We start from the raw sequence: 22,835 nt of genomic DNA, 5'->3' as shown, positions 1-22,835 counted from the left end.
CATACGCGAAAGTTTTGCGCAAATGAGCCTTGATGAGATTGATCGACGTATCCTAAAGGCGCTTCAGCGCAATGGACGGATGTCCAACGCAGAGCTGTCCGAAGACGTGCATCTGTCCCCCTCTGCCTGCCACCGCCGGGTGCAGCGGATGGAGAAGGAGGGATATATCCGTGATTATGTCGCCTTACTGGACCCACGTAAACTGGGTGTACCGACAACCGTCTTTGTCGAAATTACTCTGCGCGGCCAGGCGGACGAGATTTTGGACGCTTTTGAGAAATCCGTGGCCCGTATTCCCGATGTTCTGGAATGCCATTTGATGGCGGGGTCGGCGGATTACCTGCTTAAGGTTGTTGCAGAGAACACAGAGGATTTTGCCCGCATCCACAGGCAATATCTGGCCCGGCTGCCCGGTGTCGGGCAAATGCAATCAAGCTTTGCCTTGAGGACGGTGTGTAAAACCACCGCTTTGCCTGTCTAACTGCCTGACCCTAGGTCTCCTCCGCTTATTTCGGTAGCCAAGGGATTTGGAGGGCGGTAAATACGTCTTTGGACGTACCATGCTGACCCGTTGAACATGTCATGCGCCAAGTCGGTCGTCCGCTCCGGATAACAAGGACAGTGCGAATGCCCCTGAACTTCGAAGCAATTTTGATGGATGCGCCCGTACCAATGATGGTGCTGGACCGGCAGTTGAAATTTGTCATGGCCAACGATGCCTATCTTGCGATGGTGTCAAAGGCTAAGGACGAATTGATAGGCCGATACGTTTTTGACGTCTTCCCGGAAGAGCCTGACCGCGTTGAAGCCATGGTTGAGATTTTCCAGAAAGTCTTTGAAGGCGAGCGGCCCGTGTTCAAGGAAATACCTTTCACGCTTGAGGTGGATGGTAAGCAGGTCGAGCATTGGTGGACGGCCTCCCATGCGCCTGTGCCGGGGGCGGACGGGTCCATCAAATATCTTGTCCAATACAGCGAGAACGTCACCGAACAGGTGCAATTGCGTGCGTTAAAAGACGCGATGCTGGGAGAAATGCAGCACCGCATTGGCAACTTCTTTGCCGTGGTGGGCGCAATTGGTCGGCAGGTGGCTCGTAGTGCGGCGGATGTGCCTGACTTTATGGATCGCTTCAGCAGCCGGCTTGAGTCGTTCTTTACCATTCAAAAACAGTTGATGCCCGGTAGTGATCAACGGGATAGCCTGCACTCGGTGATCGACGAACAGCTTGAGGTTTATGCCGCTTCGGCCAGTGACCGGATTGCGAAATCCGGCCCCGCCGTGCCGCTTTCTCCGGTCGAGGCGCAGGCAATTTCGATGGCGGTGCATGAGCTGAGCACAAATTCGCTTAAATACGGCGCGATCCGTAATCCTGATGGCAAGCTTGAGATTTCATGGGCGGTGGATGCGCAAAACAATGTCGCGCTCACATGGTACGAGATCGGTGTCGGCACGTCAGATGGCACTGCGCAAACCGGTTATGGCACGATGCTTTTGACGACCATCCTGCCACGGCAATTGCATGGCGTAGGCAAACGGCATTTTGACGGTGATACCTTCCGCTATGAGCTGACGATCAACCGACCTGATTGAAGCGAACCTCTGCCTGAGCGGACAAAGAAAAACCCCCGCAACCACAAAGGCGCGGGGGTTCTAATTCTCAGCCAATGCTGAGGATGACTTACATCATCCCTTCGCGTTGTGCTTTTTTGCGTGCCAGTTTACGGGCACGACGGATCGCTTCAGCTTTCTCGCGCGCTTTTTTCTCGGACGGCTTCTCGAAATGTTGCTTGAGCTTCATTTCACGGAAAACGCCTTCGCGCTGGAGCTTTTTCTTCAGAGCCCGAAGGGCCTGATCGACATTGTTGTCGCGAACACTAACCTGCATGTGGTTGTCACCACCTTTCTAGGATAAAGTTGCAATGATTTGCAGGAAACCGGCCTATAGCAAGCTCATCTGGGTTTGTCGAGTCTTTCATCCCTGCACAAAAAGGAGCCCGCAATGACCGATCCACAGCCAGAGCCAAAGACCCAATTGTTAAATGCTGCCCTTGATCATGTGCCCTTTGATGGTTGGTCAGAAGCGTCATTTGCCGCTGCCGTGAAAGACAGCGGTGTTGATCCGACCGTGGCGCGGGCGATCTGTCCGCGCGGTGCAGTTGATCTGGCGGTGGCCTATCATCATCGCGGTGATGCGGTGATGTTGGAGCGTTTGCAAAACGAAGATCTGGATGCCCTGCGGTTTCGCGACCGGATCGCGCGTGCAGTGCAGTTGCGGCTGGAGGTGGCCACCGACAAAGAGGTCGTGCGCCGTGGCACCACGCTGTTTTCGCTGCCGCATCATGCACCCGAAGGGGCCAAACTGGTCTGGGGGACATGTGATGCGATCTGGACCGCGCTGGGCGACACGTCCGAAGATGTGAATTGGTACACCAAGCGGGCCACGCTGTCGGGGGTCTATTCCTCGACATTGCTGTTCTGGCTGGGCGACACCAGTGAGGGGCATCAGGCCACTTGGGATTTCCTTGACCGGCGCATCGACAACGTCATGCAGATCGAAAAGGTCAAAGCACAGGTGCGGAAAAGTCCGACACTCAGCAAATTGTTGGCCGGTCCAAACTGGGTTCTGGGCCAGATCAAAGCGCCCACACGGTTTCCCAAGGGCGATTTGCCCGGATCATGGACCGCGCCGCGCGATTAGGCCCCGACCCATGGCGCGTGGCCCGCTTTACTTCGGGCCGCGACCTGTTAGGCAGTGCGCCAGTGAACAGCCGGCCCTAGATCCCTATGACTGACCCCAGCGCGCATCTGATAGATATGCAGGCCATCGGCTTTACCCCCGAAGGCAAGCCGGTGTTGGCGGATATTGATCTGCGCAGCAACGCCCGCCGCATTGGCGTGGTTGGGCGCAACGGGTCTGGCAAGACCACTTTGGCGCGGATCATGGCCGGATTGATCGAGCCAGACGCAGGGCAGGTGCGTGTTGCAGGCATTCAGGTGGCCAAGGACCGCAAGGCGGCGCTGGGTGTGATTGGGATATTGTTCCAGAACCCCGACCACCAGATTATTTTTCCCACGGTCGAAGAAGAGCTTGCCTTTGGTCTGCTTCAGCAAGGCCATCCCAAAGAAGAGGCTGGTCGGATCGTGGCGGATACCCTTTCCAGTTTCGGCAAAAGCCATTGGGCCAAGGCCGCAATCCATCAGTTGTCGCAGGGCCAAAGGCAGCTTGTGTGCCTGATGTCCGTGCTGGCCATGCGCCCCAAGGTGATTATTCTCGATGAGCCGTTTGCCGGTCTAGACATCCCGACAACCTTGCAATTGCAGCGGACCTTGGATGCCATTGATCTGACGCTGGTCCACATCACCCACGATCCCGCCGTGCTGGCCGGATACGACGAGGTGCTTTGGATTGATCAAGGCAAAACCGAAATGATTGGTGGTGCCGCGCAGGTGTTGCCTGCCTTTCAGGACCGTATGACCCAGATCGGAGCGGGTGATGATCTCTCTGACCTCACCGGTTGAAACGCGGGCACATGGCTGGCCTGCAGGGGCCAAGCTGGCCGGGCTATGCGGCGCGACGATGGTGCTTTTTGCGATCAAGGGGCTGAATTGGCACCTTGGGTTTCTTGTGGCGACGTTGGTCATATATGCGATGCCGGGGCGGCAATTCTTTCAAGGCGGCATGCGGCGTTTGCGGGTGCTCTGGCCGTTTGCAGCGATTATCCTGCTTTGGCACTTATTCACGAATGATTTGGCCAGCGGCGCGGTGATCGTATTGCGGATGATCACTGCCGTTGGTTTGGCAAACCTGGTCACAATGACCACCAAACTCAGCGATATGATTGTGGTTGTGCGCTGGCTCTGCGCTCCTCTGCGCCGGTTTGGTGTGCAAACACGCAGTGTCGAACTTGCCATTGCCTTGGTCGTCCGCTTCACGCCGATACTGGCGCAAAAAGGCCAGACACTTGCGCTGGCTTGGAAGGCCCGCGCCGCACGGCGTTTGGGCTGGCGTGTGATCACACCCTTTGCGGTTCTGGCCATTGATGATGCCGAACATGTCGCCGAAGCCCTGCGGGCGCGGGGCGGGCTATGACGCAATAGCGGTTGACCTTACCGGGCCAGCGCCCTACCGCTGCGCCCAACATGCACTAAAATGCAAATGACAGGATTGATATGGAACGTTCCCTCACGCTTATCGCCCTTTTCGCCGCGCTGATCGCGGCCCTGGGCCTGGTCCCGAAATTCGACCTCGCCTTTGGTGTGCCGATCACAGCCCAAAGCATGGGCGTCATGCTATGTGGTACGGTATTGGGGGCAAAGCGTGGCGGTTTGGCGGCGCTTTTGTTCGTTGGCCTGGTCGCGCTGGGTCTGCCGCTTTTGGCGGGGGCGCGTGGCGGTTTGGGTGTCTTCGCAAGCCCCACAGCCGGTTTTGTCATCGGCTTTCCGATTGCGGCCTTCGTCACTGGTCTGGCCATGCAACAGTTCCGCGCTTTGCCAATCGGCTGGGCCGCTGGCGTTGCGGCGATCCTTGGCGGTGTTGTGGTGCTTTATGCCTTTGGAATTGGTGGCCTGATGATCATGCTGAACAAAGGTCTGCTTGAAGCCTCGGGGCTGGTGCTGGCGTTTGTGCCGGGTGATCTGATCAAGGCCGTTCTGGCCGGGTTCATCACCGCAGGTCTGGCCAAGGCGCGCCCCGCAAGCCTGCTTTCACGTTCTTAAAAGCAGTGCCGTACCAAGGCCACCGGCCGCTGCAATCGCGGCAAGGCCGGTGCCGCCGCCGGATTGGATCAACTCGTGGTAAAGACGCACTGCATTGATCGCGCCTGACGCGCCAATGGGATGTCCCCGCGCCAAGGCCCCGCCGCCACGGTTGACCTGCGCTGGATCCAGACCTGCTCCTTGCACGCAGGCGATGGCCTGCACGGCGTAGGCCTCCATGATCTCGGCGGTGTTGATCTCTGCGGCGCTGAGGCCATGGCGGGCGAGAGATGTCTGGATTGCAGCCACAGGTGCAAGGCCGGGGCACTCTGGCGTTCCGCCGCGTGTGGCCCCGCCAATCACCCGTACCAAGGGCGACGTCAGCCGCGCCGCAACTTTCTGCGAAACCACCACACAGAACGCTGCGCCATCCGCGGCGACAGCCGCATTGGCCGCTGTGATGTCACCCGAGATCACCTTGGCCCGCATGCACAGGGCCGGGCTCAGGGCGCGGGCAAAACTGTCGGACTGCAGCCCGGCGATAGAGATCACTTCAGATGATCGCGCCGGTCGCGCCAACGCCTTGGCATGGCTGGCCACGGCCCAATCGTCTTGGGCCTGCTTGCTGATGCCATGAGATCTGGCCAATGCCGCCGCTGCAACTGCCATGTCGGGGTCGCGGTCCGGCCAAGGGGTGAAGGGCGCCTGATCATAGGGTTCAGGTGCGCGGCCATCGGCAAAGGTCTGGTGCCGTAAAGGGCGGCGCGAATAGCTTTCTGCTCCGCCTGCGACAACCACATCGGCATGGCCGCTTTGCACCATCATCGCGGCCAGCAGGATCGCGTCGAGGCCACCGGCACATTGCCGGTCCGTGCTGAGCCCTGCGACTTTTTCCGGCAGGCCTGCCGCCAGCGCCGCGATGCGAGCGGGGTTGCCGCCGCCGCCCAAGGCGTTGCTCAAGATCACCTCGTCTACGTCTTGTGGGGACAATCCAGCCTCGCGCAGGGCGGCATTGATCACTGGGGCGGCCAGTTCGTGTAATGCCAATGCGGACAATGCGCCGCCGCGCGGGGCAACTGGGCTGCGGCAGGCGGAGGCGATAAAACCGGTCATGCCTGATCCTCAACCCATTTCGACAGTTTCGGCAAATCAATTTTCCCCGAGGCAAGCAGCGGCAGCGCGGGGTGAAACAAGACCTGCTTGGGCGCAATCAACGGGCCAAACCGCTCGCGGCACAGCTGTTGCGCTTCGGCGGCCAGGTCTGCATTGGCCGGGCCTTCGAGCACTGCAATCAAACGGTGGCCGCGTACAGGATCAGGACGTGGCAGGATGGCACAGGCGGCAATTGGGGTCGCTGCGCAGATCTGCGCCTCGATCTCTTCGGGAAAGATGGTCTGATCCGCGATTTGCAGCATCCGTGTCTTGCGGCCCATCAGGTATAGATTGCCGGTGCGATCAAAACGGCCCATTTCCCCAACACTGAGGAAGCCATCGCGGAGCTGTGTGTCATCGGCATGGCCCAAGGCGTAACGCTCAAACAGATAGGGGCTGCGCACCCAAACCTCGCCAATCTGCGTGGTTTCTCGCCCAGTCTCATCGCAAATTTGGATCGTCACACCGGGGTAGGCCTGGCCGACAGATGCAAGCGGTGTGTCCGGACCGGAAAGCGTAATAAAGCTGGTCTCGGCTGCGCCATAGAACACCCGTATCGCGGCATTGGGGCAGAGGTTCTGGACGGTCTGTGCCGTGCTGTCATCCAATGCACCGCCGCCACAAAGGATCAACCGGATCTGAGGCAACGGCTCGTCTGACGCGCCAAGCACCAACAAGCGCAATTGGGTTGGCGTTGCGTAAAGGATGCTGATGCGCTCTGCGGCCAAGACGGAGGCTTGTCGGCGGATCGGCACGGGGTCGAGTGCAAATGCATCAAGGCCAAGATGCAAGGCTTCCAACACGCCATAAAGCGCGAGCGAATGGCTGAGCCTGCCCAAGACCGCGATACGGTCCTGCGCGGTGTAGCCAAAAAGCCGGCGGTTGGTGTCAAAACTGTCGATCCAACTGGATTGCCGGCGCAAGATGCCCTTCGGCTGGCCGGAAGAGCCACCCGAAAGCGTTATGAATTGATCTGGCTCAGAGGTAAGCCCGGCCGGGTCGATACCCTCATAAAGACAAAACCCCCGACCGCTTTGCAATGCCGACCCAAGGGCGGGCAAGGCGTCAGCCGTGTTGGCGGCATGTACGGCGCAAAAACGCGATGTGACGGGCAAAACGGAGCGCGGCACAGGCTCGGCCCCGGCAAAGAGCTGCGCATCGGGATGCCAGCGAAAACCTTGCTGTTTATGTGTCATTGCGCCGCCTGTGCCTATCGCTGGGGTTCCTATCAAATTGCCGGGGGAAAGGCCAAGTGTGACAATCGGGGTGTGCATCGCCTGTTTGCGCATTATGTTGACCGCAACCCAAGACCCAAAGGATAGCTGATGCCCGAAACCATGCGCGCGATTGAGATCACCCAACCCGGCGGACCGGATGTTTTACAACCCACTGAGCGCCCGATGCCGCAGGCAGGCCCAGGTCAGGTGGTGCTGAAGGTGGCCTTTGCCGGCGTGAACCGTCCCGATGCCCTGCAACGGGCAGGGATGTATGCGCCGCCCCCAACGGCAAGCGATTTGCCGGGGCTTGAGGCCTCCGGCGAGGTGGTTGCGCTGGGGGCTGGCGTGTCTGATCTGCGCATTGGCGATCTGGTCTGCGCGTTGCTTCCGGGTGGCGGCTATGCCGAATATGTCGCGACCCCGGCGGCGCATTGCCTGCCCTTGCCAAAGGGCATGGGGATGAAAGAGGCGGCTTGCTTGCCCGAGACGTTTTTCACGGTCTGGTCCAACGTGTTTATGCGCGGCGGGCTGAAGGCAGGTGAACGGTTTTTGGTGCATGGTGGATCATCCGGGATTGGCACGACTGCGATCCAGCTGGCGCATGTGAAGGGCGCGCGCGTGTTTGCGACCGCTGGAACGGATGCCAAATGCGCGGCCTGCGCTGAGCTGGGGGCGGAAGCCGCGATCAATTACCGCGATATGGATTTTGTGGACGTGATGCAGGCCGAAGGCGGCGCCGATCTGATCCTTGATATGGTCGGCGGCGGGTACATTCCGCGCAACCTCAAGGCCTTGGCCGAAGATGGGCGTCTGGTGCAGATTGCGTTCCTGCAAGGCCCGAAAGCAGAGGTGAATTTTGCCACCCTGATGACGCGGCGGTTGACGATGACGGGATCGACCTTGCGCCCGCAGAGCGATCTGGCCAAGGCGCGGATTGCACAAGAATTGCGCCGCGAAGTGTGGCCTTTGTTGGAAAGTGGTCAGGTCGCGCCGGTGATGGACAGTTCTTACACGCTGGATCAGGCATCGGAGGCGCACGCCCGGATGGAAACCAGCGGCCATATTGGCAAGATCGTTCTCAGCGTCGGCGGTTGAGCAAAGGTCGCGCTGCGCGCGGCATGATGTTTGGATTTGCGCAGGGCGCAAATCGTGCCTCCGGCGGGAATATTTAAGAGCCAAAAAGGGAGGAATGGCACATGTCCTTCCCTCCCTATGGATGAAAGCATCGCTTCCTTTCCGGCGCGGTCATCGGCGCTCCCGCCTGTACCGCATCGGGAATTGACCACATTAAGGTTAAGAGTTTCTTACGCCTTTTTGGCAAATAAATATTCCCCGCGGAGCGTCCCGCAAAATGCACCGGGCGGCGCGTCAGTGTTCATTGCAGAGGTGCGAAAAGCGCGTCTTTCTTTTTGCAGTCACGCACCACGTCTTGGCCGCATGGCACAGGGTTCAGGCTGCGGGACAGGCAAATGCGCACCTCCTGGATTTGGGCGGCTTTGCAGGTCACGGTGACGCCATCGGGTTCCATTCCAGGATTGGCCTTGAGGAACGCCTCCTCGACCACTGAGGCGGGGAGTTTGACCGTGCGTGTCAATTTGCGAAACACCGGTGGGCGGTTGACCCTGGCGTAGGCACGGCGGGAGAGGGCGTAGTAGTCCGCCGCATTCAGCCCGGTGCAGACGCCGTGTTTCTTCCATTGGTGCCAGGCCAGGCCGCTGGTGCCCATGATGTCGGCCATATCTGCGGTCATGCCGCGTGAGGGTGGCTTTTTTGCGGTCCGGCAGAACGCAGGATAGCCGCGATGATATTGCGGCCAGAGGCCATGCAGGATCCAGCCGTGGCCGCTGTTTTGGACACATTGGGGGGATTTGCGGGCATGGCCTGTCCGGACACACCAATTGGGGGACCAGCTGAGTGCGAGCACGTAGTAATCGAATTCGCCTGCTTTGTTTGTCTCGCTGCTGGCGGGGAGAGCGGCCATTGTCAGCCAGATCAAAAGCGGCAAAAGCAGCTTGCGCATTGGGTCTTTCCTTATTTGCTATGGCTCAGTATAAGGCGTGCAAGTTCCCCGACAATGGAAACCGTTTCGGCCCGCCGAGACAGCCTTTTCAGGCGACGGGACAGTTGCGACTTTAGGAGAGATCACAATGGCAAAACCGATTATGGCCAAAGCCACCGCAGTTTGGCTGGTGGACAACACAACGATCAGCTTTAAACAAATTGCTGATTTTGTCGGTATGCACGAATTGGAAGTGCAAGGTATCGCCGATGGCGATGTGGCGCAGGGTGTCAAAGGGTTTGATCCCATTGCCAACAACCAGTTGACCCAAGAAGAGATTGATGAGGCGCAAGCCAGCCCGCTGCACAAGCTGTCGTTGAAATTCAACGCCGCCGCGCAGGGCGAGGAAAAGCGCCGCGGCCCGCGGTATACACCATTGTCCAAGCGGCAGGACCGTCCGGCGTCGATCCTGTGGTTGGTCAAGTTCCATCCGGAGCTGAGCGATGGTCAGATCAGCAAGCTGGTTGGCACCACCAAGCCGACCATTCAGGCGATTCGCGAGCGGACCCATTGGAACATTTCCAATATTCAGCCGATTGATCCGGTTGCCTTGGGTCTGTGTAAGCAATCCGAGCTGGACGCGGCTGTGCAAAAAGCGGCGGCGAAGAAAGCTGCGGATGGTGAAGTGATGAGCGATGATGAGCGCCGCAAGCTGGTGAGCACCGAGCAGAGCCTTGGTATGGACGCCGAGCCGAAGATCCCGACTGCGATTGAGGGGCTCGAGACCTTTACCTTGTCCGGCACCGATGCCGATGACGAGGATGAAGATGATGCAAGCAAGGGCGACTATTCTGATGCTGACAGCTTCTTCTCCCTGCCCGAAGGCGGTTCGGATGACGATGAGGATGACGCCAAGGCGTGATCTCGGCCTGGCCGCAGCGGAACCAAATGGGCCGCTGTGTGTTTGGATAGAGGGGTGTGAGGCATTGGCCTTGCACCCTTTTTCGTTTGTGATGCAGTGACAGAGGCTGTTGGCGGGGAGTGACAGGATGATCAGCGCAATCGTGCTTTGGGGTTTGACGGGCTTCTTGGTCGTAGCCAGCCTGCTGCCGCTGAGCAAAATCCCTTTTGGCACCATTCGCGGGTTGGCCTTTCCGCGTGAGCAGTTTTTTGCCTTGGCGATTGTCTTGTTGCCCTTTATGTCCCTTGGGCCGCCGGTGCCTTGGGCCAGTGTGAGTGTGGCCCTGTTGCTGGGTGTCGCGGTTATCCAGCTGATCTACATCGCGAAATTTACGCCCATTTGGAAAAAACAATCTATTGATGCATCGCCGGCAGAGCTTGCGAACAAGGGCGGCCAGATCAGCCTTTTGGCGGCCAATGTTAAACAATCCAACCGTGCTTATGATCGTCTGATCGCGTTGGTGCAGCAGAAAACGCCAGATATCTTGATGGCGATTGAAGTGGATGAGGAGTGGATCGCGGCCTTGCGCGGAGCGCTTGGCGGAATGTTTCCGCATTGGGTCGAGGTGCCGCTGGGCAACAGCTATGGCCTGTGCCTGATGTCGCGGCTGCCGCTGGCAGAGACCGAGGTGCGCGAGTTGGTCACCGAAGGGGTGCCGTCCATCCGCACAAAGGTGACTTTGCCAGACGGACAGCAGACCCGGCTTTACGTCGTACACCCGGAGCCGCCGATTATCTCGCATGACACCAAGGGCCGGGACAGCGAGATTGCGTTGATCGGCCTTGAGGCGGCTGAGGATTTTCTGCCCGCTATCGTTACGGGCGATCTGAACGATGTGGCGTGGTCCACCACAACGCGGCGGTTTCAGCGGCTTTCAGGCTTGTTGGACCCAAGGGTTGGGCGAGGGTTCTATAATACGTTCAGCGCGACGATGCCCTGGATGCGCTGGCCACTGGACCACCTGTTTCACGACGCGCGGTTTCGCCTGATTGAGATGGCACGGCTTGGCAAAATCGGATCGGATCACTTTCCGATGTGGTTTGTTCTGGCGTTGACGGGGGATGCCCTGCCGGACACCTTGCCGGAGCAAGCGGACGCGCATGAGGAACGGGAGGTCAAAGAAATGATCGCCGAAGAGAAAAAGCGTGACCGCGAAGCGATCGGGAGCGATTGGGAAGACGGGTAAGCGCCGCCAGTTGCGCCGCGGCTTTTGAGGCGCAGTTTTTTCCGGCGCCAGAAAAAATGCAACGCCGTGCATTTTCTATATTGTGCGAATCCGAAATCGGCGTAAATGGCGGCGTACAGACGCCAACGCACGCGCCTCTGGCCGGTCAGCTTTCCCAATCTGGGCCTGACTGACCCGCGTTTATGCAGCGACGGTAACGTCTCTTGAAACGACTTATGGGGTTTCCCCCCACTTGCTCTTTGGAGATGACCATGAACGCTGCCCTCCCCGGCGCCCTGCGCGCCGCAACCCCTGTCTATTCCGATCCTGCTGTTGCATTCATCGCGGCAAATGATTTTGACCGCCCAACACTGGTGATCAGCCGTGACCGCGTTGCTGCACAATATGATGCGCTGCACGCGGGTTTGGGCCGCGCTCATATCCACTATGCTGTCAAGGCCAACCCAGCGCCGGAAATCATTCGCCTGTTGGTCAAAAAGGGCTCTGGTTTTGATGCCGCATCTCGCGCCGAAATCGAACTGTGCCTGTCACAGGGGGCCAAGCCGGGCAATATCTCCTTTGGCAATACAATCAAACGTGCCTCTGACATTGCCTTCGCGCATTCCGCTGGTGTGACCCTGTTCGCCGCTGATTCAGAGGCAGAGCTGGACAAGATTGCGACCCATGCGCCCGGTGCGCGTGTTTATATCCGCCTGATTGTGGAAAATTCGCTGGCCGATTGGCCGCTGAGCCGAAAGTTTGGCTGCGCCGGTTCTGCGCTGCCTGCATTGCTGGATCATGCCAAGGCGGTTGGGCTGGTGCCATTTGGCCTGTCTTTCCACGTTGGCTCGCAGACCCGTAAGGCAGAGTTCTGGAATCCGGTTCTGGATCAGATTGCCCCTCTGTGGAAAGCGGCGATTGCGGCAGGTCACGATCTCCAGCTTTTGAACCTTGGCGGCGGTTTTCCTGCGTTCTACGGAGAGCATGTCGAAGCGCCGCGCATCTATGCCGCGTCAGTTATGCGTGCGGTTGCTGCGCGGTTCGGAGACGTGCCACAGGTGATGGCAGAGCCGGGTCGCGGTCTGGTCGCCGAGGCGGGGCATATCGCAGCGGAAGTTCTGCTGGTGTCGCGGAAGTCGGCGGATGATATGCACCGCTGGGTTTATCTCGACATCGGACGGTTCTCCGGTCTGGCCGAAACCGAAGGCGAGGCGATCCGTTACCAGTTCGTGACCAAACATGACGGCGGCGACACCGGCCCCTGCATTCTGGCCGGGCCATCCTGTGACAGCGCGGACATCCTGTACGAAAAGCGCCCCATCAATCTGCCCTTGGCGCTTGGGTGTGGAGATAAGGTCGTCATTCGCAACTGCGGGGCTTATACCAGCTCTTACAGTTCGGTTGGGTTCAATGGTTTTCCGCCGCTGGATGTGATTGTCCTCTGACAATTGATATCGCGCGGAATGGCCGTCTGCCTTGGGAGGGGCAGGCGGCCAATTTTGTTAGATGGTGTTTGCTGGGGGCGGGCGGAATTTTTCAAAAATTCCGGGGCAGATTATTTGAAAAAATCTGGTTACAGGCTTTTGCGCGCGCGCATAGCGGCCGTGATGGTCCCATCATCGAGGTAATCCAGTTCTCCGCCGATAGGTACGCCCTGCGCCAATGAGGTCAGAGTGACTTGCCCGTCAAGTTGATCAGCGATGTAATGGGCGGTGGTCTGGCCGTCGATTGTGGCATTGAGGGCGAGGATCACTTCGCTGATCGCTTCGGTCGCGACGCGGTCAATGAGGCGGGGAATGCGCAATTCTTGCGGGCCGATGGCATCCAGCGCAGACAGCGTGCCGCCCAGCACATGATAGCGCCCCTTGAACACGCCCGACCGTTCCATCGCCCAAAGGTCGGCCACGTCTTCAACCACACAAAGCTCACCATTGGCGCGTTTTTCCGAGGTGCAGATGTCGCAGACATCTTCGGTGCCGACATTACCGCAATTCAAACACTCCCGTGCGGTGGCCGCGACGGTTTGCATCAGGTCCGACAGGGGTGTCAGCAGCAGCGCCCGTTTGCGGATCAGATGCAGCACCGCCCGCCGCGCCGAGCGCGGCCCAAGCCCTGGCAGCTTGGCCATCATCTCGATCAGGTTGTCGATGTCGCGGGTTGAGCTCAAAGGGAGGCACCTGTTGCGCGGGAGGGGTTGAGTTCATTTTGCCAAATGAAGCAGCGAGGGCACTGGATCAGAACGGCAGCTTCATATCGGCGGGGAGGCCCATGCCTTCGGTCAGTTTGGCCATTTCGGCCTGCGCCTTGTCAGAGGCTTTGGCCTGGGCGTCTTTGATGGCCGCGAGGATCAGGTCTTCGACCACCTCTTTTTCGTCGCCGTTAAAGATCGACGGATCAATATCGAGCGATTTCAGCTCGCCCTTGGCAGAGCAGACCGCCTTGACCAGCCCGGCACCACTTTCGCCAGTGACCATGATGTTGTGCATGTCGTCTTGCAGTTGGGCCATTTTGCCCTGCATTTCTTGCGCCTTTTTCATCATCCCGGCCATATCGCCAAGTGCGCCAAGTCCTTTGAGCATTTCAGTCTCCTTGAGAATATCAGTTTCTATCTTGTTACGCGCATGGCGGTGCGTGCTCAAGCGGGGGATGTGCATCGAATTTAACTTAGTAAAATAGTCAGATACAATGTTGACAAAAATACTAAGGTAAATTCATATCCGCCATGTTGATTTTGCTAGGAGAGTTAAGATGAAATCACTGACATCAGGATTGTTGGGCATTTGCGGATTGTTTGCTGCACCAGTTGCGGCGGATGAATTGCCGAGCGACGCGTTGATTGAGGCGCTGCAATCGGGCGGGCATGTGATCTATTTGCGCCATACATCAACCGAAAATGATTATGCAGATCAGGTCACTGCCGATCCGGCCAATTGTGCCACGCAGCGGGTCTTAAGCGAATTGGGGTGGGCGCAGGCCAGAGACATTGGGAAGGCGGTGCAGGCTCTGCATATCCCAGTGAGCGAAGTGATCAGCAGCGAATATTGCCGTGCTTGGCAAACCGCCGATCTGGCGTTTGGCGGATATCGCAAAGAGTCTGCGCTGAACTTTGAGCCGTCAGAGGCCTATACCGATGCACAGGTGTCCGCGATGCGGGACCGTGTTGCCCCTTTGATCACTGCGCCATTGCCAAAGGCCGCCGGCAACCGCGTGATTGTGGGCCATGACGATCCGTTCGAAGCCGTGACAGGCATCTATCCCGAACCGCAGGGCGTGGCCTATGTGCTTAAGCCTAACGGGTCAGGTGGATTTGCCGTTCTTGGTCACATCGACCCAGATGCCTGGCCAAATAGCTAAGGCCCATCATTCTTCCTCGAAGGGATCCCATTCGTCTTCGACTTCCGGCAATGCCTCCTGAACGGCGGCGGCTGCGATGTCTTCGGGGGTGCGGATCGCGGTGATCTTTGCCTTGGGAAACTGTGCCAGAACGGCCTGCATCAGGGGGTGATCTTCGGCTTCTTGGCGCAGGGCAAGGTCTTTGGCGTCTCGAACTTCGGCGATGGTCTCGCTGTCGCCGTCGTTCACCACAGTCACAGCCCAGCGGTTGCCTGTCCATTGTTGCAGCTTTGCGCCGAGACGCTGTGCCAGATCGCGCGGGGCGTTGTCCGTGGGGGTAAATTCGATACGTCCGGGTTGGTAGGCCACCAGCCGCAGCGAGGTTTCCACCTCGACCAGCAGTTTTACATCGCGGTTGGTGCGGATCAGTTCGACAACATGGTGAAAGGTGGGAAAACGCGCCAATGCCGTGTCGGCATCCGTTGCCAAGGCTGTAACGGGATTGCCGCCGCCACCACCGCTTGGCGCGGTCCGGCCTGATTGGGCCATGGGCGCACCGCCTGAGGGGGCCATGCCGCCGCCATGTCCGCCACCAGATGGGGCGGGGGGCGGCGTGGTGTTTTGCAGCTTGCGTACCAGTTCCTCGGGGGAGGGCAGGTCGGCGACATGGGTCAGCCGGATGATCGCCATTTCTGCCGCCATCATCGCGTTGGGGGCCGCCGCGACCTCATCCAACGCCTTGAGCAACATTTGCCACAGCCGCGTCAGCACGCGCATCGGCAGCGCCTCCGCCATCTGGGTGCCGCGATTGCGTTCCTCGGGGGATACGGTTGGGTCTTCGGCGGCTTCGGGGGTGATTTTCACCACCGAAATCCAATGGGTGATCTCGGCCAGATCGCGCAGCACCGCCATCGGGTCGGCGCCATCGGCATATTGACCGCTGAGTTCGGTGAGGGCGGCGGCGGCATCGCCGCGCAGGACCATGTCAAACAGGTCGAGCACCCGCCCGCGGTCAGCCAAACCCAGCATTGCACGCACCTGATCGGCGGTGGTTTCGCCCGCGCCATGGCTGATAGCCTGATCCAGCAGGGAGGTTGCATCGCGGGCCGACCCTTCGGCGGCGCGGGTGATCAGCGCCAGCGCGTCATCTGCGATCTCGGCGTCTTCGCCCGTTGCAATCCGGCGCAGCATCGCGATCATCTCTTCGGGTTCGATCCGGCGCAGATCAAACCGCTGACAACGCGACAGCACCGTGACCGGCACTTTGCGAATTTCGGTGGTGGCAAAGATGAATTTGACGTGCTCGGGCGGCTCTTCCAGCGTCTTGAGCAGGGCGTTGAACGCGCCTGTGGACAGCATGTGCACTTCGTCGATGATGTAAACTTTGTAGCGGGCCGATGCGGCGCGGTAATGCACGGAATCGATGATTTCACGAATGTTGGCCACACCGGTGTTAGAGGCGGCATCCATTTCCATCACGTCAACGTGCCGGCCTTCCATGATGGCGGTGCAATGTTCGCATACGCCGCAGGGTTCGGTGGTGGGGCCGCCGGTGCCATCAGGGCCGATACAGTTCATGCCCTTGGCGATGATCCGCGCGGTGGTGGTTTTGCCGGTGCCACGAATGCCTGTCATTACAAAGGCTTGGGCGATACGGTCCGCCTCGAAGGCGTTCTTTAGGGTGCGCACCATCGCGTCCTGGCCGACCAGATCAACAAAGGTTTCGGGCCGGTATTTGCGGGCCAGCACGCGGTAGGCTGTAGGTGCGGTCATGGTGTTCCTGCGGCGGATTCGGTCAGGGTGTCAAACTAGGCGTTCCGCCGCGCGGCGTCCACCACCCTCACAATGTCCAGAGGATCGCGCCCGTCGCAATCGACCCGCCAATGAAGGCAATGGCAAGGTTGCGCATCCGGCTATGGGGTTGCGAGGCCGCCTGATGTTCGCTGAGCCGGTCAAGGGTGCGGCGGCTTTGCTGTTGGGCGGCCCAGAAAATGTAGATCGCAATCAGGACAAACACCGACGCAACGGCCTTGGCCAGCCATGTGGGATCAAATGCGCCAAACACCGCCTTGAGGCCCACCGCGATGGCCAAGGATGCCATGCCTGTGCGCATCCATCCTGCAAAGGTGCGCTCATTGGCCAGAATGGTGCGGTCTTCGGCCCAATCCGTCCGGTCTTTTGCCATTTCATTGCTATCGTTCATTGAACTATTGTGTGGCTGATGCGTTCGGCTGACAATAGTGCCGTTGCAAAAAGGGGTGGTGTGATGCGGTTAAGAGGTATTCGGCGCAGCAAGAATGTTGAAGTGCGCGGGGGTGGTCGTGGCGGTCGTGGACGCGGTGGCCGCGCTGGCGGGCTGGGCCTTGTGGGCGTGATTGCGGTGTTGGCAATCGGGTATTTCACCGGCATTGATGTCAGCCCGCTGTTGCAGGGGGGCGGCCCTGTTCAGACCCAGCAGTCTGCGCCGGTGTCTGAGGCCGACAGCCGCGCAACCCAGTTTTCAGCGCAGGTTCTGGCCACCACCGAAGATGTCTGGACCAATATTTTTGCACAGCAGCTCAACCGCCAATACCAACCACCCAAACTGGTTGTTTTCTCTGGCGTCACGCAAAGCCCGTGCGACGGTGCATCGGGTGCCACGGGGCCGTTTTATTGCCCGGCGGACCGCAAGGCCTACCTCGATACCAGCTTTTTTGCGATGCTGGATCAGCGGATGGGCGCGGGGGGTGATTTTGCGGCGGCCTATGTGATTGCCCATGAGGTCGCGCATCATGTGCAGAACGAACTAGGCATTCTGCCCAAGGTCAACGCAGCGCGGCAGCAAGCCAGCAAGGTCGAGGCCAACGCCCTGACTGTTCGGCTAGAGCTGATGGCCGATTGTCTCTCGGGTATTTGGGCCACCAATGTGCAGGGGTTGATGGAAAAGGGCGATTTGCAAGAGGCGCTGAATGCCGCGCGCAAGATCGGCGATGATCATTTGCAACGTCAGGCCGGGCGCGTGCCGCAGCCGCATACCTTTACCCATGGCACATCAGAACAGAGGGCGCGTTGGTTTGCGCGGGGTTATGAAAGTGGCGATGTCGGGCAATGTGATACCTTTGCTGCCGCACGGCTTTAGGGGCCTGAACCTAGGTCAATAACCTCGGCAATTCGCGCAGAACATCAGAGGACCGGCGGGCGCGGGCCAGCGTCCAGCCGCCCTGCACCATGATGAACATGCGTTCGGATTTGCGGCGGGCCTCGTCCGGCGCATCGCCCAAACGTTCGGCGGCTTCTGCACCCTCGGCGATCCAGCCATTGAACAACTGCTCTGCACAGGCGCGAAAATCTTCGTTGTCGGGCCCTTCGAACAGGGTGGATGAGATCGGACAACCATCCCATCTGCCTGCGAGGTCAAAAAGTTTCGCCAATTTGTGGCACAGCGTTGTCATGCCGTCCTCAAATGTTTTTGCCTCCTCAAAACTCACCGCGATCAGCCGCAGCATTCCATCGGAGGCCCAAACCGCGGCAGCTTTTGCAAGGTCCGGTTTTCCATCGGGAAAATGATGATAAAGCGATCCCTTGGGCGCATTGGCATGGGCCAGGAGATCGTTCAGCCCGACGCCGTGGTAGCCACGCACCCGAAACAGATTGGCGGCAGAGCGGATCAATCGATCCTTGGTTGAGAGGACGCGCTTGTTCATTTTTCTTTCTTGACAGAACTAGACCGATTGGTCCAGATGGAATCAATTGGACCGATTGGTCTAGCGGTTATTTTGTGGAGAAACAGCATGGCAGACGGCGCGACCTATGCCCATTCGCGGGGCCCTCTCAAGAAGGCCGAAGTCTTCAAAACCACGGATGGAGCGGAACTGGTTGGTGAGTTTTTCTTGCCCGTAGGTGCCGCACACGGGGCGATAGTGATCAATGGCGCAACGGGCGTGCCGCAAACCTTTTATCGGGCCTTTGCCGAATATGCCGCGCAAGAGCATGGGTTTGTTGTTTTCACCTATGATTATCGCGATATGGGCCGGTCCGGTCGCGGATCTGTGCGCAGATCAACCGCTTCGATGGCCGATTGGGGGTTGCAGGATCAGCAAGCCGCCCGCGCCTATGTGCGGCGGAATTTCCCCGAACTGGCGTTTTGGACAATTGGTCATTCTCTTGGGGCAATGACGCTGCCGCTACAGCAGGACACGGATGGCATTGACCGGGTGATCTGTGTTGCATCGGGCAATGTCAGTCACTCCGATCATCCGTGGCCTTACCGCGCACAGGCGCTCATGTTCTGGTTCGGTCTGGGTCCGGTGGTGGCGGGGTTGTTTGGCTACGTTCCGGGCAAGCTGCTTGGTATTGGGGCGGATTTGCCGGGACCGGCCTATTGGCAGTGGCGCCGCTGGTGCACGTCAAAAAACACCTTTGGCGATGAGGCCGGGCGCAGTTTGCCTGCGATCCATTGGGACCAACCAGAGACGCAGGTCAAATTCATCGCCTTTGACGATGACGTTATGATGCCGCCGCATTGTGTGAAGCGGCTGGCCCGGGATTACGGGAAAACCGATGCGGATGTGACCGTGATCACGCCAGAGGCGCATGGTCTCAAGGCCGTCGGACACCTCAGCGCGGTTTCGCGCAAGAATCGCGCGATTTGGGATCAAATTCTGGCATGAGCGGTAGATGCACGGCCATTGGGCCGGGGCATCTGGTGAGAGATTGATAACGACCCAAGCGGGACTCGTTACGGCTGCTTCCTTCCGGATCTGACCGGGTTGGCGAGGCGCCTGCCCGCACCAACCTCTCAACGCCCATATAGGACGCCGCCGCAGCAAGCGCAAGCGTCAGAGCGACAGGCGTATTTGCAAAAAGCCCTCTTCCGATATGCCGCATTCCGTCGGGTTCAGATGCGCGATCTCATGCAGGTATGGTTTTGCCCGTGGCGCGGTTTGCAAAATCGCCTTTGCAGGGACTGATGTTTTTAACGCCCAAGGGCGTTTCCACGGATCACGTGCGAGACCATCATGGCTGGTCATGTTTTCCACGGCGCTATGTAGTGACACGTCATGGCGGACAAGCACGCTTTGCGCATCAAAAGCAGGGTATCCACCGCCGCCGCCCGCACGGAACTGGTCTGTGACCAGAACAACAGCATCCGATGCCAGCAAAGGGCCGTGATCACAGCGCAGCTTGCTGATCCGATTGCCGACAGGCTTTGCCGGATCAATCGCGTAGTGCAGGCCGAACATTGTGAGAAAATGAAAGGGGGCGGTGCCGGGATGCAGCAACATCTGATCCGGCTTGTCCGGTTGCAAGGTCCGAAACACCGTTGCTGCGTGTTCAAGCCACCCGCGAATATCGCGGCCTGTCGCACGCAGCGCCCAGATCTCATTGTCATGTGGGCAAAGCGCGGTCAGATCGCGCCGGAGAAATGGGCCGGGCGCAATATCCACAAAGTTTTCGGCGCCGTTGCGCCCGCCAGCGGTTTGGGCCGAAACGGCAACAACCAAGGGCAATTCAGCATTTGCGCTGCCGCGCAACTGATCCGTGATGGCGGCCCGTTTGGCCTTGGCAAGCAAGGCGCAGGTCTGCGTGGGCGCGGCAAAGGAAAAGTAGTTGTGTACCCGGTGATCTAGCTGCCCAATCGGCTCTTCCTGATGGCGCCGGACCAAGCCATGCATCTGCGCTGAGGCGGACAACAGGTTCTTGCAGGGCGCTGATTTGTTCTCCCGCAATTCGGCTTGATGGGCGCAGACGCGCCAACGATGATCGGTGCCTGATTGCAGCGTGATGTCCAGCACCCCCAGATGTGATCCGTGATGCCCGGGCATGATCGCTGGGCGCCCGCCGATCCGGCCTGCGGGGCTGTTTTGGTCGCATGCGCTTGGTGACGGTGGGAATGTTTCATGGGTATGGCCCAAAACCACAGCATCGATTCCGGGAATCGAGGCAATGGCAAGGTTTGCCCCAGTTTCGGAGTGAAATTCGGCACTACCCAGGTGCGCCAATAGGACAATCACATCTGCACCGGCGCTGCGCAGGGCAGGGACCGCGCGGTGGATGATCTTGTGATAATCTTGTACCGTCGCATGTCCTGACAGGACATTGGCGTTCCATTGATCCGTGCCGCGCGGCAAGATAGAGATTGCGCCTACCTTAAGTGGAACGGCAGGATTTGACCCGCATGAGGGCGCGGTCACATTTATGATTGCACTGCGTTGAATGGTCGATGCCGCCGATCCTCGCAGATTGCTGGCGATCATTGGCATTTCCAGATGATCAGCAATTGCATTGAGATAGGGCAGGCCAAAATCCAGATCGTGATTGCCAACCCCGATGGCATCGTAGCCGATGGTGTTCAGGGCTTGGACCAGTGGATGTTTGTCCGTGACAGGCTGCGCCGCGAGGAAAGCGCCCAATGCACCACCTTGCAAGACATCGCCGTTGTCAAACAGGAGGCAGGCCATCCCCTTTCGCTGTGCCTCGGCGCGGGCCTCGCGGATCTGAGGCGCAAGTCCGGCCAAGCCAAAATGCCGCCCTTGGGTGTTGGCGTTGTAGTCATAGCCGTGCAATTGCAGATGCAGGTCCGTGGTGGCCAGAATCCGAAGACCGACTGTCGGAGCCCTGTGGTCATCCGGGCCGAGGGGCGGCGCGGAGAATGCTGTGTCAAAAGCGGTCATACACGCCCACCGGTAAAACAAGTTGATTTAATCCACTAAAGATTGAGTTGTGCATAGCTCTCACAACTTCGTCAAGTGACAGCATCCGATTGCCCTTGGGCTGACCATGGTGCATTCCTATGCATTGAGCAGAGTGATTGTCAGCGGGAGCACGGGATGAAGAATGCAGAGAAGGTGACCTTTGGCGGGTCTGCCTTGGACCGTGCTGGTGAAATTCGCAGCGATCCCAAAGCTTTGACCGAGGCGCGCCAGCATCCAGATGCCCGCGCGATCCTGTTTTGGCGGGGTAAGGTGTTGATCTCGCCAGAACGACCTTCGCAACTGGTTCGGTTACCGATGGATCACGCGGTTTTGACCGAAGCAGAGGCCGATCCGATCCTTTTGGGCCGCGAAGATGGCGGGCCGCGGTTTGCATTCGATCTGTCGCCTTGGGTACCTGAGGGCCTTGATGAGGCATCCCTGGGCGCCTTCCTTGACCCCTCCGAACAGCGCCACCCGACCCTGCCCGACAGCATGGGGTTTTACGAATTGCGGCGCGTTATGACATGGCTATCGCCCCGTGATGCGGAACTGGCCGCGACCGGTAAGGCGATCATTGGCTGGCATGACATTCACGGGTTCTGCGCGGTTTGCGGTGTGGCTTCTGACATCACACATGGCGGCTGGCAGCGGACTTGCCCGGCCTGCAACGCCTCGCATTTCCCGCGCACGGACCCTGTTGTGATCATGCTGATCACCCATGGCAATTCGGTGCTCATGGGCCGCTCGCCGGGTTGGCCGGAGGGGATGTATTCCTTGCTGGCAGGATTTGTGGAACCGGGTGAGACGCTTGAAGCGGCCGTGCGCCGCGAAGTGTTCGAAGAGGCAGGCGTGCCGGTGGGGGCAGTCAGTTATCTTGCCAGCCAACCCTGGCCTTTTCCGGCTTCGTTAATGTTTGGCTGCCAAGGTGAAGCTCTTGATGACAAGATCACCATTGATCCGGTGGAAATTGAGGATGCGCTTTGGGTGAGCCGCGAAGATATGATGGATGTTTTCGCCGGAAACCACCCCAAGCTCTTGCCTGCACGCAAGGGGGCAATCGCACATTTCCTACTGGAAAATTGGCTTGCGGATACGCTGGATTGAGGTGAATGTGTTAAACGAACGTTAACGCAGACAAGTTGGCGAAGAGACAAGGCAGACCGATGAAGTTTTCAACACGAGAAGACGTCGAAGCTCCGATTGATGCGGTTTTTGCGATGTTGTGCGACTTTGAAAACTTTGAACGGGCAGCGATGCGGCGCGGTGCGGACGTGCGGCGCGTGGATCGTTTGGATGAGCCCGGCATCGGGATGCAATGGCACGCTGTGTTTGAGTTGCGCGGAAAACGCCGCGAAATGCAGGTTGAAATGGTGCAGTTTGATCGCCCCAATGAGATGGTCGTTCACAGCACCTCGCCGGGGCTGACCGGGGAAATGCGCTTTGAACTGATTGCATTGTCGCGCTCCAGGACCCGGATCAGGGTTGAACTTGAGATCAAGCCAAAGAACCTCAGCGCACGTTTGTTTGTGCAATCGCTCAAGTTGGCCAAATCGTCACTGACAAAGAAATACAAACTGAGGGTGGCCGGATATGCCACCACTATGGAAGAGCGGTATCTCAAGCAGGCCTGAGATCTGGC

At 58.9% G+C, this 22,835-nt stretch carries 25 protein-coding genes and 1 other RNA gene; 15 read left to right on the top strand and 11 right to left on the bottom strand.

Translation table 11 applies throughout. The annotated features are described in order from the left end of the window. The first annotated feature begins 22 nt into the window (after positions 1–22). Positions 23–481 (top strand): Lrp/AsnC family transcriptional regulator, encoded by a 459-nt coding sequence (locus C8N31_RS00830; RefSeq protein ID WP_025047050.1) that lies wholly within the window; start codon positions 23–25, stop codon positions 479–481. Positions 482–627: 146 nt separating this feature from the next. Then, on the top strand, positions 628–1,590 hold the full coding sequence (locus C8N31_RS00825; protein WP_037917743.1) for a PAS domain-containing protein: 963 nt from the start codon (positions 628–630) through the stop codon (positions 1,588–1,590). A gap of 88 nt (positions 1,591–1,678) precedes the next feature. Here C8N31_RS00825 and rpsU read toward each other — a convergent pair whose 3' ends face one another. Beyond that, positions 1,679–1,885, bottom strand: coding sequence for a 30S ribosomal protein S21 (gene rpsU / locus C8N31_RS00820; RefSeq protein WP_007118112.1), 207 nt, complete (start codon positions 1,883–1,885; stop codon positions 1,679–1,681). 114 nt (positions 1,886–1,999) lie between these two features. On the opposite strand from rpsU, the gene C8N31_RS00815 reads away from it, so the two are divergent. The 4 genes from C8N31_RS00815 to C8N31_RS00800 all read left to right on the top strand — a co-directional run bounded on the left by C8N31_RS00815 (position 2,000) and on the right by C8N31_RS00800 (position 4,716). Continuing rightward, complete coding sequence (locus C8N31_RS00815) at positions 2,000–2,698, top strand: COQ9 family protein (protein WP_025047048.1); 699 nt, start codon at positions 2,000–2,002, stop codon at positions 2,696–2,698. Between the two features lie 86 nt (positions 2,699–2,784). Next, the gene (locus C8N31_RS00810) at positions 2,785–3,519 is read left to right on the top strand and encodes an energy-coupling factor ABC transporter ATP-binding protein (protein WP_025047047.1); all 735 of its coding nucleotides are present in this window, start codon (positions 2,785–2,787) and stop codon (positions 3,517–3,519) included. Beyond that, a complete protein-coding gene (locus C8N31_RS00805; protein WP_025047046.1) occupies positions 3,494–4,090 on the top strand; it encodes an energy-coupling factor transporter transmembrane component T family protein in 597 nt (198 codons plus the stop codon). The genes C8N31_RS00810 and C8N31_RS00805 overlap by 26 nt, the downstream gene beginning before the upstream one ends. An 80-nt stretch (positions 4,091–4,170) precedes the next feature. Continuing rightward, the gene (locus C8N31_RS00800) at positions 4,171–4,716 is read left to right on the top strand and encodes a biotin transporter BioY (protein ID WP_025047045.1); all 546 of its coding nucleotides are present in this window, start codon (positions 4,171–4,173) and stop codon (positions 4,714–4,716) included. Here C8N31_RS00800 and C8N31_RS00795 read toward each other — a convergent pair. Both C8N31_RS00795 and C8N31_RS00790 read right to left on the bottom strand, forming a co-directional pair. Then, positions 4,705–5,808: a thiolase family protein gene (locus C8N31_RS00795; RefSeq protein ID WP_025047044.1), complete on the bottom strand. Its 1,104-nt coding sequence runs from the start codon at positions 5,806–5,808 to the stop codon at positions 4,705–4,707. The genes C8N31_RS00800 and C8N31_RS00795 overlap by 12 nt on opposite strands. Next, positions 5,805–7,043 carry an AMP-binding protein gene (locus C8N31_RS00790; RefSeq protein ID WP_170116150.1) on the bottom strand — a complete coding sequence of 413 codons (1,239 nt, stop codon included), beginning with the start codon at positions 7,041–7,043 and terminating at the stop codon, positions 5,805–5,807. The genes C8N31_RS00795 and C8N31_RS00790 overlap by 4 nt, the downstream gene beginning before the upstream one ends. Before the next feature lie 129 nt (positions 7,044–7,172). Here C8N31_RS00790 and C8N31_RS00785 point away from each other — a divergent pair, with 129 nt between their 5' ends. After that, complete coding sequence (locus tag C8N31_RS00785; protein ID WP_025047042.1) at positions 7,173–8,159, top strand: NAD(P)H-quinone oxidoreductase; 987 nt, start codon at positions 7,173–7,175, stop codon at positions 8,157–8,159. A 280-nt stretch (positions 8,160–8,439) separates the two neighbouring features. Here C8N31_RS00785 and C8N31_RS00780 read toward each other — a convergent pair whose 3' ends face one another. After that, complete coding sequence (locus C8N31_RS00780) at positions 8,440–9,084, bottom strand: ribonuclease T2 family protein (RefSeq protein ID WP_025047041.1); 645 nt, start codon at positions 9,082–9,084, stop codon at positions 8,440–8,442. A 127-nt stretch (positions 9,085–9,211) separates the two neighbouring features. On the opposite strand from C8N31_RS00780, the gene C8N31_RS00775 reads away from it, so the two are divergent. The 3 genes from C8N31_RS00775 (at position 9,212) to C8N31_RS00765 (ending at position 12,634) form a co-directional block, all read left to right on the top strand. Continuing rightward, the gene (locus tag C8N31_RS00775; protein ID WP_025047040.1) at positions 9,212–9,985 is read left to right on the top strand and encodes a DUF1013 domain-containing protein; all 774 of its coding nucleotides are present in this window, start codon (positions 9,212–9,214) and stop codon (positions 9,983–9,985) included. Positions 9,986–10,112: 127 nt separating this feature from the next. Next, positions 10,113–11,210 (top strand): endonuclease/exonuclease/phosphatase family protein, encoded by a 1,098-nt coding sequence (locus C8N31_RS00770; protein WP_025047039.1) that lies wholly within the window; start codon positions 10,113–10,115, stop codon positions 11,208–11,210. 245 nt (positions 11,211–11,455) lie between these two features. Next, on the top strand, positions 11,456–12,634 hold the full coding sequence (locus C8N31_RS00765) for a type III PLP-dependent enzyme (RefSeq protein WP_025047038.1): 1,179 nt from the start codon (positions 11,456–11,458) through the stop codon (positions 12,632–12,634). Between the two features lie 128 nt (positions 12,635–12,762). On the opposite strand, the gene recR is transcribed toward C8N31_RS00765, so the two are convergent. Together recR and C8N31_RS00755 are read right to left on the bottom strand one after the other, a co-directional pair. Next, positions 12,763–13,356, bottom strand: a complete 594-nt coding sequence (gene recR / locus C8N31_RS00760; protein WP_025047037.1) for a recombination mediator RecR — start codon at positions 13,354–13,356, stop codon at positions 12,763–12,765. 67 nt (positions 13,357–13,423) lie between these two features. After that, complete coding sequence (locus C8N31_RS00755; protein ID WP_025047036.1) at positions 13,424–13,768, bottom strand: YbaB/EbfC family nucleoid-associated protein; 345 nt, start codon at positions 13,766–13,768, stop codon at positions 13,424–13,426. Between the two features lie 169 nt (positions 13,769–13,937). On the opposite strand from C8N31_RS00755, the gene C8N31_RS00750 reads away from it, so the two are divergent. Further along, positions 13,938–14,543 (top strand): histidine phosphatase family protein, encoded by a 606-nt coding sequence (locus tag C8N31_RS00750; RefSeq protein ID WP_025047035.1) that lies wholly within the window; start codon positions 13,938–13,940, stop codon positions 14,541–14,543. Between the two features lie 6 nt (positions 14,544–14,549). Here C8N31_RS00750 and C8N31_RS00745 read toward each other — a convergent pair whose 3' ends face one another. Both C8N31_RS00745 and C8N31_RS00740 read right to left on the bottom strand, forming a co-directional pair. Next, a complete protein-coding gene (locus C8N31_RS00745; protein ID WP_025047034.1) occupies positions 14,550–16,295 on the bottom strand; it encodes a DNA polymerase III subunit gamma/tau in 1,746 nt (581 codons plus the stop codon). A 67-nt stretch (positions 16,296–16,362) separates the two neighbouring features. Continuing rightward, positions 16,363–16,725 carry a YidH family protein gene (locus tag C8N31_RS00740; RefSeq protein ID WP_025047033.1) on the bottom strand — a complete coding sequence of 121 codons (363 nt, stop codon included), beginning with the start codon at positions 16,723–16,725 and terminating at the stop codon, positions 16,363–16,365. A gap of 63 nt (positions 16,726–16,788) precedes the next feature. Here C8N31_RS00740 and ypfJ point away from each other — a divergent pair, with 63 nt between their 5' ends. Next, positions 16,789–17,640, top strand: coding sequence for a KPN_02809 family neutral zinc metallopeptidase (gene ypfJ / locus C8N31_RS00735; protein WP_025047032.1), 852 nt, complete (start codon positions 16,789–16,791; stop codon positions 17,638–17,640). Between the two features lie 10 nt (positions 17,641–17,650). On the opposite strand, the gene C8N31_RS00730 is transcribed toward ypfJ, so the two are convergent. Continuing rightward, entirely contained in the window at positions 17,651–18,205 is a 555-nt protein-coding gene (locus C8N31_RS00730; RefSeq protein ID WP_025047031.1) for a TetR/AcrR family transcriptional regulator, read from the bottom strand. Positions 18,206–18,292: 87 nt separating this feature from the next. On the opposite strand from C8N31_RS00730, the gene C8N31_RS00725 reads away from it, so the two are divergent. Beyond that, positions 18,293–19,171 carry an alpha/beta hydrolase family protein gene (locus C8N31_RS00725; RefSeq protein ID WP_025047030.1) on the top strand — a complete coding sequence of 293 codons (879 nt, stop codon included), beginning with the start codon at positions 18,293–18,295 and terminating at the stop codon, positions 19,169–19,171. Between the two features lie 33 nt (positions 19,172–19,204). Here the strand turns inward: C8N31_RS00725 and ffs are convergent. After that, positions 19,205–19,302, bottom strand: an RNA gene (gene ffs / locus C8N31_RS00720) — signal recognition particle sRNA small type. Positions 19,303–19,339: 37 nt separating this feature from the next. Beyond that, a complete protein-coding gene (locus tag C8N31_RS00715) occupies positions 19,340–21,175 on the bottom strand; it encodes a bifunctional metallophosphatase/5'-nucleotidase (RefSeq protein WP_025047029.1) in 1,836 nt (611 codons plus the stop codon). A gap of 156 nt (positions 21,176–21,331) precedes the next feature. Here C8N31_RS00715 and nudC point away from each other — a divergent pair, with 156 nt between their 5' ends. Both nudC and C8N31_RS00705 read left to right on the top strand, forming a co-directional pair. Beyond that, a complete protein-coding gene (gene nudC / locus C8N31_RS00710; RefSeq protein WP_025047028.1) occupies positions 21,332–22,300 on the top strand; it encodes an NAD(+) diphosphatase in 969 nt (322 codons plus the stop codon). Between the two features lie 59 nt (positions 22,301–22,359). Then, complete coding sequence (locus C8N31_RS00705; RefSeq protein ID WP_025047027.1) at positions 22,360–22,827, top strand: SRPBCC family protein; 468 nt, start codon at positions 22,360–22,362, stop codon at positions 22,825–22,827. Positions 22,828–22,835: the final 8 nt, after the last annotated feature.

The organism is Sulfitobacter mediterraneus (assembly GCF_003054325.1).
In the GTDB taxonomy this organism is placed as follows: domain Bacteria; phylum Pseudomonadota; class Alphaproteobacteria; order Rhodobacterales; family Rhodobacteraceae; genus Sulfitobacter; species Sulfitobacter mediterraneus.
Note: the sequence above shows the minus strand (reverse complement) of the source record. Positions and strands in the feature narration are given on the sequence as shown.